At 34.2% G+C, this 5,048-nt stretch carries 4 protein-coding genes; 2 read left to right on the forward strand and 2 right to left on the reverse strand.

Translation table 11 applies throughout. The features are described from left to right. Window positions 1–166: 166 nt before the first annotated feature. Both AA81_RS02160 and AA81_RS02165 read left to right on the forward strand, forming a co-directional pair. Window positions 167–1,561, forward strand: coding sequence for a DUF5693 family protein (locus AA81_RS02160; protein WP_103898049.1), 1,395 nt, complete (start codon window positions 167–169; stop codon window positions 1,559–1,561). Continuing rightward, window positions 1,558–1,995, forward strand: a complete 438-nt coding sequence (locus tag AA81_RS02165; RefSeq protein ID WP_103898050.1) for a hypothetical protein — start codon at window positions 1,558–1,560, stop codon at window positions 1,993–1,995. The genes AA81_RS02160 and AA81_RS02165 overlap by 4 nt, the downstream gene beginning before the upstream one ends. Before the next feature lie 38 nt (window positions 1,996–2,033). Here the strand turns inward: AA81_RS02165 and AA81_RS02170 are convergent, their stop codons facing one another. Beyond that, window positions 2,034–3,239 carry a pyridoxal phosphate-dependent aminotransferase gene (locus AA81_RS02170; protein WP_103078461.1) on the reverse strand — a complete coding sequence of 402 codons (1,206 nt, stop codon included), beginning with the start codon at window positions 3,237–3,239 and terminating at the stop codon, window positions 2,034–2,036. 516 nt (window positions 3,240–3,755) lie between these two features. Beyond that, complete coding sequence (locus AA81_RS02175; protein ID WP_103898051.1) at window positions 3,756–5,012, reverse strand: IS110 family RNA-guided transposase; 1,257 nt, start codon at window positions 5,010–5,012, stop codon at window positions 3,756–3,758. Window positions 5,013–5,048: the final 36 nt, after the last annotated feature.

Here is a 5,048-nt window from a genome sequence, read left to right on the forward strand (position 1 = left end):
TCTTAAGAAAGAATTATGGTTTAAAAAGAATTTTTCTTCATGCTAGTAAGATTTCTTTTGATTATAATAATCAGCATTATGATTTTTCCGCACCGCTGAGCGAAGATCTTCAAATTGTATTGGACAAATTGGAGAAGAGCACAAAGAGGAATTGAGGGGATCGAAAATGAACAAAATAAGAAAGCCGATAATTTTTATTACCTTATTCAGCTCTTTGATTTTCTTCTTTTACGCATTTTATATTGATTATCAAAATTCTAAAAACTATTCTATATTTCCTACAGAAGATCAACTGAATTCTGTACAGAAAAGTGGCTATAATTTCATGGTTTATAACCAATATGCCATATTAAAAGATTTTGAATCTCAGGGCTTCAAAGAAGATCAATCTTTTTTAAGAGAATTATCAAACCAATACGATTACGTACTAGTTGTCGAATTTTCTGATTTTGATAAGTATTTTACGGAAATAAAAGATAAGTTAGATAAAGATGTTCTAAATAATATGAGATATGTACATTACATCAAACCTGGAGAGATAGATAAATTTGACGATCAAATGATAGTTCAAAGATTTCATAGGGCCTTGAAAGAAAGAAAAATAAGATACTTTTTGTTTCCTGATCATCCAAGGACCCCAGAGCTAATGAGATTAGTTCAAAAAGATTTAGGAACCCCCGTTACAATCGATTCAATTAAGTACTATTCCCCTACAGTTATCTTTCCATGGGTAGGTTTTGGGCTCATCACAATGAATTTATTTGTATATATACCCCTTTTTTCTATCTTATATATTTTAGCTTTTTTCTTTTTATACAATTGGTCTTTCACTTTGGCGGCAACTTTGTTTTCAATCATCATCTTTTTTAGAATTTCTAAAAATAACCTTCTAAAAATAATTGGCTTCGCTTTATTGTTTGGAGTTTTAGTGTATATGAGCGCTTACAACTCTTTATTTATCTTCAAGCTTAATAACGTTAGAGGGGTCAAAATCCTACTTTTAGTTTTGCCTTTGTTAGTACTGTTAAAAGCGTTTATGGATTTTACCGGTTTTAGATTTAGCAAATTTAATATCGCAGAATCTTTTAGGAAGGTTAAAGAGTTTAAATTTAACAAGTCAGATGTTTTACTACTAATTTTTGTTACATTTGCTGGGGTTATATACGTAGTAAGAAGCTCAAACTGGGCTTTCGTTACAAATTTTGAAAGAAGAGCCAGGGATGCATTAGAGAGGGCCCTTATAGCAAGGCCACGAACAAAAGAACTTATTTCATATTTGTTTTATTACACGACTCCTCTTTCGGGAAGGAGATTTATATGGGACTTTTTTAAGGCTCTACTACCGGTATCGATACTTGACACTTTTTTACATATACACACACCGTTGAATTTAAGTGTTCTACGAACGATTAACGGTTTTTTAGTTTCTCTTTTGCTTTTGTTAGTTATAATATTGATAGAAAACATGTATAGAAAGTTTATACATTCAGGCCAAGAACCATATAAACAAGAAGAAAATATTAGAGAAGAAAATTCAACCGCCGAGGAGGGGATAGAATGAATAACTTGAAAGTTTTTTTAAGAAGCGCAGCAATTATTGGAAGTATCGTGGTAGCAGGACTTTCTGTCTATTTGTTTTACCTTGAAAGTGTCAATCAAAGACTTTTCGAGTATTTTAATTTTTCGGATTTTTTAAACTTTCTCTTTATAGGCCTATTTATCGGACTGATAGGAGGCTTAATATTTTTTTATTTTCTGTTTCTATTTAACAAAAAGTACGGTATGACATTTTCGATCATATTACTTAGTGTGCTTTCTGCTTTGTCTATTGTTGTATACTCTTCGATGATTTTAAGCGTTATTTTTATTGCCAACCTAATTGGATTATCTTTGGTAATATATTTCACAAGGCAAAAGCCAGAAAACAAAAAATACGTTAAACCTTCATCACCCAAAACTGACAAAGAACGAACTGACAAAAATTCAGAAAATTAATTCGAAGGCGCCGTGAATTGACACGGCGCCTATTGATATCATTTAACTTTTATTTTTCTCTCATTGTAAACGTTCTCAGCTTCTTTTAGGATATTACAAGCCTTTCTTAACTCTTCACTGTTTAATACATAAGCGATTCTTATTTCTTGCTTGCCAGCACCTGGTGTAGCATAAAAACCTGACAACGGTGAAACCATAACAGTTTCTCCATTCACATCGAAGTCGGTAAGCATCCACTTGATGAACTCCTCAGAATCATCGATCGGTAGTTTAACGGAGAGATAAAATGAACCATGGGGTTTCTTACAAACGGCTCCTTCGATCTTTTTTATCTCTTCGTATGCAGCATCCCTTCTTTTTTGGTACTCTAAAGCAACACCTTGATAATAATCTTTCCCCAAATCCTTGAGTAACCCTAAAACACCAAATTGAGCCAACAAAGGTGGAGATAATCGAGATTGAGCAAATTTCATAACTTGCTCTAAAAGTTTCTTGTTTTTAGTAGCAAAAACTCCAATTCTTGCTCCACAAGCGCTGTACCTTTTCGATACGCTGTCGATTAAAATGAATCTGTCTCTGTCTTCAAAATTCATGACGGATACATGCTTAGTCCCGTCAAAAGTGAATTCTTTATATACCTCATCTGATATTACAAATATGTCTTTTTCTTTTGCAAAGTCAACGATTCTTTTTACTTCATCATAACTGTACACAGCCCCTGTGGGATTTGAAGGATTTGAAAAGATTATTGCTCTTACCTTTTCGTTGTAAGCTTTTTCGAATTCTTGTTTACTTGGAACGGCATAACCGGTTTCGGGATCCGATTTTACTGGGCAAAGTTTTATATTTAACATCTCTGCAAAACCTTTATAATTAGCATAAAAAGGCTCTATAACCATTACTTCATCCCCTGGATCAGCAACAGATGCCAAGGCGAAAATTGCTGCCTCACTTCCACCTGTAGTAACGATCAACTCTTGGGGATCAAAGTCTATATCCCACAACTTATAATAATCGGAAAAAGCCTCACGTAACTCTAATAGGCCAGCAGAATGACTGTAATAAATTACTTTGGATGAATATTTTTTTATTCCTTCGAAGAATGCCTTAGGTGTTTCAATATCAGGCTGTCCTATGTTTAAAAGGTAAACTTTTTTACCTTGTTCCTTTGCCCTTTCTGCGTAAGGAACTAACTTTCTAATAGGAGAAAATTGTGTATTTAAAACTCTTTGAGATATTTTCATATTTTTCCCTCCTCATTCTCATTTTTACTGACTCAAGAAGTTCTAAAGCCTGTTTTAGCGCCCCTTCGCCCCGCAGCCCACCCACAAGGATAAGGAATCTTTGCCCATTCGCTTCGTTCCCCATTCTTAAGGATAAAGTATCAATTTACTTTCTGACAGTACCTATTATAATTTAATTAAACTAAAAAGTCAAAGGTCACCAGAGCTGATTATAAGTGATTACAGCTTTTTGCAGGCAATTATTCAAGAAATGAAAAAAATTTCATAGAAAATATTTTCTAATTAACGAAAGATATATTTGAACTGTTGTATTCAAAGAGTAGATGTTGTATAATTAAGTGAAAAATACAGCCTTTAGTTTATTATTGGATCTCTACTTAGAGCTAATCGGTGATATGTCAAGAGGTAAAAATCAAAAAAATTGTTAAAAATTAGCGTAACTGACAATACCCATACTTTCAGAAAAACACAAAATAGGCTTGAAAACACAAAAAGATTCACTTGTATCTATTCACCTTAGTAATTCGAATAGATTCGATTTTTGCTCAGCAATGCAAAAATCATGCGAACCAACTTACGAGCCGTGAGCGCGAGGGCTCTTTTGTGTTGATGAGTGGTAACCTCGTAGTATTTTTTCCGATAATACTTTTCGAACTCAGGGATATAATTTTTAACGGAGCTAGCTGCTTCGATAAAATAGTATCGAAGATACGGGTTACCTGTTTTAGTCATTTCTGTCTCATCAGAGGAATAATTCCCTGATTGCCGTTTTCTCCATGTCAGTCCTGCAAATTTAGCTAAACTATCGTGAGATTGAAAGGAAGCTATCGTACCTATCTCACTGATAATACCAGAGGATATAACAGGACCGATACCCTTGACAGAGATGAGTGATTGATATTCTATGGGATTAAGCCCTTTTACCGTTTTTTCAATAGCCTTATCAACGGTTTTTATTTCATTTTCCAAGGCTTTTATTACGTTGAAGGAAGAAGAGATAGCGATATTCAAAGGTTCATAAGCCATTTTGTCTAATCTGTACGAATTCTTGGCTGCTTGTTTAAGAAGTGTTGCAACCTTCACGGGATCTTTGAATCTGTTTTTACTTTTTTTCATAACGAACTGAGTTAAATCATCGATGGGTTTGTAAACTATCTCATCCAAAGAGTAGAACTCAGTCAAAGCAGCACAAGACGTAGCACCATATATATCGGAAAAGGGCTTATCCCTATTATTCACAGCCAATTCACTGAATTTCAGATAAATGTTGGAAAGCATCCAATTCTTTTCAGAAACGAGTGTTTGAACCAAATGGAACCTATGGCGTGTGAGCCTTTGTAAAGCCAAAAACTGAGAACCACGCCAAGGGGAAGAAGAAATCTTGCCACATCTAGCGAAATCGGCTATGACGTAAGCGTCCAAATGATCTGTTTTATCGATATCGACAAAAGTCTTTTTGTAATTGGCGGTAGTTTTTGGATTAAGCTGATACACAAGAGGCTTAAAAGGCAAAAGTTTCTTATTGGTTGACAGAAAATTGGCTATGTGAGTGCTGTAAAAAGAAGTAGCTTCCAAAGCGATAACGACATAATCAAGGTTGTTAGAAACAAGGCAATTGGCGATAGCCTCAGCGATGTATTCAGCACCTATTCTGTTATTTTTAGTATCAAAATCAAGGAGTTTGTTGTTTTGAAAATCAATTGCACAAACTGTATTAGTTAGAGAACTCACATCGATACCGACGAATAAAGTAGATAAAACGTCGTAATTCATAGTTATTTCACCACCTTTCGAATAAAGATAAAGGAT

Source organism: Petrotoga halophila DSM 16923, assembly GCF_002924615.1.